We start from the raw sequence: 3,861 nt of genomic DNA on the forward strand, positions 1-3,861 counted from the left end.
GCACCGCTGCGGCCTGGTCGTAACCGTGCTCCWGTAACAGCCAACCGCCTGGCAGCAGGCTGGCGGGCGCATTCCGGACAATTTCCCGGATATCGTCCAGCCCGTCCGTGCCGGCTGCCAGGGCGACCAGTGGCTCATGAGCCAGGGCGGCCAGGTGGGGGTCGGCGCTGGCAATATAGGGGGGATTGCTGACGACCAGGTGAAAGTGTCCGCTGACTGCCCGCAGCCAGTGACTTTGAACAAAATCAACATCCAGGTTGAGGTGGGTCGCATTGCCTCGGGCCACATCAAGTGAGTCTGCACTCACATCAACGGCCGTCACACGGCCCTTCCGGCCAGCTTTTTGCAGATTGTGAGCCACGGCCAGGGCAATGGCCCCGCTGCCCGTGCCAAGGTCCAGGATCCGCAGATCGGCCGGCGCGTCGGGCCGTTGCAGCAGCTCCAGCGCCCAGTTCACCAGCGTTTCAGTATCCGGGCGGGGCACCAGCACACGGGCATCCACCTGAAGCGTCAAACCAAAAAATTCCTTGCTGCCGACGATGTAGGCCAGCGGTTCCCCGCCGGCGCGGCGCAGGCACAGTGCCTGGAAGTGCTGCGCAGCATTTTCCGGCACTTCGTCCGTATCGTGGGCCAGCAGCCAGGCACGCGCATGGGTCGGCTTGCCCAGTGCATGCAGCAGCAGGAACTGGGCATCCAGGCGGTCCAGCCCCAGCACGCGAGCGGTATCCAGGGCTTGGGCGCAGGTAAATCCGGTCAACTGATTCCTTTAGTTTGCTATGAAAATAATAGCTGCTTGCGCGCGTCCTGATTGGGCTGCAGCCATTTTTGGTTCTCAATTCCGGCGTTCAGGCCCCACTATTAGCGGTTTCAAGCTCCGCCAGCAGCTCGGCGCCGCGTGCCACCTGCAGCGCGGTGACGACGTCGCCCAGATCGCCTTCCATGATGGCCAGGAGCTTGTACAGCGTCAGGTTGATGCGGTGGTCGGTCAGCCGCCCCTGGGGGAAGTTGTAGGTGCGGATGCGGTCGCTTCGATCACCCGTCCCAACCAGCCCCTTGCGCAGGGCCGCGTCCTTGGCGGCGCGCTCGGCGCGGTCTTTTTCATGGATGCGCGCCGTCAGCACCTTCAGCGCCTGGGCCTTGTTGCTGTGCTGGCTCCGGCCTTCCTGGCATTCCGCCACGATGCCGGTGGGGATGTGCGTGATGCGCACGGCCGAATCCGTCTTGTTGATGTGCTGGCCACCAGCGCCGCTGGCGCGGTAGGTGTCGATGCGCAGGTCGGCCGGGTTGATCTGGATAGCCACGGCTTCGTCGGGTTCCGGCATCACAGCCACTGTGCAGGCGCTGGTATGGATGCGGCCTTGCGTTTCAGTGGCAGGAACGCGCTGCACGCGGTGCCCACCCGACTCAAAGCGCAGCTTGCCGTACACACCGACACCCTGGGCGTCCGTGGGACCGTCGATGCGCAGCACGACTTCCTTGTAGCCGCCCAATTCGCTGGAGGATTCGCTGATGACTTCCACCTGCCAGCGGTTGCGCTCGGCGAAGCGGGTGTACATCCGGAACAGGTCACCGGCGAACAGCGCCGATTCATCTCCCCCGGTTCCGGCGCGGATTTCGATAAACGCCGCCCGTGCGTCGTCCGGGTCCTTGGGGATCAGCATCAGTTGCAGTGCTTCGTCGATCTGCGCGATATCGGCTTTGGCTGCGGCTATCTCTTCTTCGGCCATCGCGGCCATTTCGGGGTCGTTTTTGGCCTCTGCCAGCATGCCCTCGGCACCGGCCAGGTCGGCCTCGCGGCTGGTGAGCCGCAGGTACTGGTCGGCGATCACGCTGGCTTCGGCGTGCTCCCGGGTCAACGACCGGAAACGGTCCAGGTCGCTGACCACGTCGCTGGCAGACAGCAGCGCATCCAGTTCGTGCAGCCGCAGCAACTGGCGGTCCAGGGTTTGGCGAAGAAAGGGTTTCATGGAAGGGCGCTGAAAAATGGGAACCAGGGAGGTCAAAAAGGGCGGAAGGCCGAAAGGGCGGAAATGCCGTCAACGATGCCGCGAGCGGAGCCGCCGGCTGTGCCGGCGCAGGGAGTCAGTGCCTGGGCGGCCGCTAACGCTCTTTGTCGCCGGGAGGGATTTTGGGCAGCTGGCCGCGCAGGAACAGCCTGGACACGGCTTGCGCGGTGGCTTCGCGGCTGTTGGCGTCGCCCGCATGCAGTTCGGCCAGTGTGCCGTGCAGCATTTTCTGGGTGAGGCCGCGCGTCAGCGCATCCAGCACCGTGTCGATAGGCTCACCCCGGGCCAGCAGTTTTTTGGCCCGAGCAATTTCGGCGGTACGCCATTCATCGGTCTGTGCATTGAGCTGCTGGATCAGTGGCACGCTGCGGCGCTGGCCCAGCCAGTGCATGAAGTTCTGCACACCGGCATCGATGATGACCTCGGCCTGCGCCACGGCGGCCTGGCGGCTGTCCTTGCCGGTCTGCACCACATGCGCGAGGTCATCCACTGTGTAGAGGTAAATGTCCGGCAGGGCCTTGACTTCGGGCTCAATGTCGCGCGGCACGGCCAGGTCGACCATGAACATCGGGCGATGCTTGCGCAGCTTCACGGCGCGCTCAACCGCACCCAGGCCGATGATGGGCAGCGTGCTGGCGGTGCAGCTGATTACGGCGTCGAATTCGTGCAGGCGGCTGGGCAAATCGGCCAGGCGCATCACTTCGGCACCAAAGCGGCCTGCCAGCTTTTCGCCGCGTTCCAGCGTGCGGTTGGCGATCGCCATGGCTTTAGGGTTTTTGGCAGCAAAGTGGGTGGCCGCCAGGTCGATCATCTCGCCGGCGCCGACAAACAGCACCTTGATATTGCTCAGGTCTTCAAACAGCTGGCCGGCCAGGCGCACACTGGCCGCTGCCATGCTGATGCTGTGTGCGCCAATTTCGGTGCTGCTGCGCACTTCCTTGGCTACGGCAAAAGACCGCTGAAAGAGCTGGTGCAGGGTGGTGCCCATGGCGCCCGCGTCTTCGGCGGCGCGCACGGCGTCTTTCATCTGGCCCAAAATTTGGGGCTCGCCCAGCACCATTGAATCGAGCCCGCTGGCCACGCGAAACGCATGGCGGGCCGCTGCATCGTCGTGCAGGGTGTAGGCATGTGAACGCAGCAAGGCCGGCGAGACGCCGCCGCTGTGCGCCAGCCATTCCAGCGTGTGGTCCAGGTCGTTTTTTTCGCCGGCGCAGTAGATTTCGGTACGGTTGCAGGTCGACAGCAAGGTCGCCTCGGGCTGGCGCGCCAGCGAAGCGCGCAAGCCGCGCAAGGTAGGCTCGACCTGGTCCAGGGCGTAGGCAAACCGCCCGCGCAAATCGAGCGGTGCAGTGTTGTGGTTTAGCCCAAGGGCCCAGACTGACATCCTCCGATTATAAAATTGAAGCGGCCCGCCCGGCTGGAAGCCCTGACAATCGCCTTGATAGTCCTTTTTTGGGCCTTGAATGGCTCCCGCGATTCTTCAACCGTCTCCAAGCGCATGACCTTTTACCTGCTGGCCAATCACCTGCTCAATCTTGTCGCGCCAGCTGCCGCCGTGGCCGTGCTGCTGGTATTGTGTACCCGTCTTTTGGGCAGCTTGGCCGGATCAAAAAGGCCGCTGGCGCACAGCTGGTGGGCGCAAGCAGCTATTGTTTTTATAGTAAACGTGGCGATTTTGGCCGCCGGCCTGGTGTTCTTCGGCCATGACGGGAAAATGCTGACCTACGCGGCGATGGTGGCCGGCGCAGCGTTGTGTCAGTGGTTTTTGCTCGGCGCCTGGCGGGACTAGGGCCTAGTCCGGCTTGAAAAGGTCCACCGCGTCCGTGATGATGCCATCGGTGCCCAGTGCCAGCAG

4 protein-coding genes are annotated in these 3,861 nt (G+C 63.8%); 1 reads left to right on the forward strand and 3 read right to left on the reverse strand.

The features are described from left to right. The 3 genes from prmC to hemA all read right to left on the reverse strand — a co-directional run. Nucleotides 1-757: peptide chain release factor N(5)-glutamine methyltransferase (gene prmC / locus AC1D0Z_RS17350; RefSeq protein ID WP_477659461.1), on the reverse strand; the 757-nt coding region annotated here is incomplete at its 3' end. Between the two features lie 88 nt (nucleotides 758-845). Then, nucleotides 846-1,967 (reverse strand): peptide chain release factor 1, encoded by a 1,122-nt coding sequence (prfA, locus tag AC1D0Z_RS17355; RefSeq protein WP_477659462.1) that lies wholly within the window; start codon nucleotides 1,965-1,967, stop codon nucleotides 846-848. A 133-nt stretch (nucleotides 1,968-2,100) separates the two neighbouring features. Further along, nucleotides 2,101-3,390, reverse strand: a complete 1,290-nt coding sequence (hemA, locus tag AC1D0Z_RS17360) for a glutamyl-tRNA reductase (RefSeq protein ID WP_477659463.1) — start codon at nucleotides 3,388-3,390, stop codon at nucleotides 2,101-2,103. A gap of 114 nt (nucleotides 3,391-3,504) precedes the next feature. On the opposite strand from hemA, the gene AC1D0Z_RS17365 reads away from it, so the two are divergent. Beyond that, on the forward strand, nucleotides 3,505-3,795 hold the full coding sequence (locus AC1D0Z_RS17365; RefSeq protein ID WP_477659464.1) for a hypothetical protein: 291 nt from the start codon (nucleotides 3,505-3,507) through the stop codon (nucleotides 3,793-3,795). The last annotated feature ends 66 nt before the right edge of the window (nucleotides 3,796-3,861 follow it).

The organism is Polaromonas sp. P1_E3, from assembly GCF_056405935.1.

What these genes read in the sequence shown, in the direction of transcription:
- prfA (WP_477659462.1), bottom strand. Translation starts at nt 1,967, where the DNA reads ATGAAACCCTTTCTTCGCCAAACCCTGGACCGCCAGTTGCTGCGGCTG.
- hemA (WP_477659463.1), bottom strand. Translation starts at nt 3,390, where the DNA reads ATGTCAGTCTGGGCCCTTGGGCTAAACCACAACACTGCACCGCTCGAT.
- AC1D0Z_RS17365 (WP_477659464.1), top strand. Translation starts at nt 3,505, where the DNA reads ATGACCTTTTACCTGCTGGCCAATCACCTGCTCAATCTTGTCGCGCCA.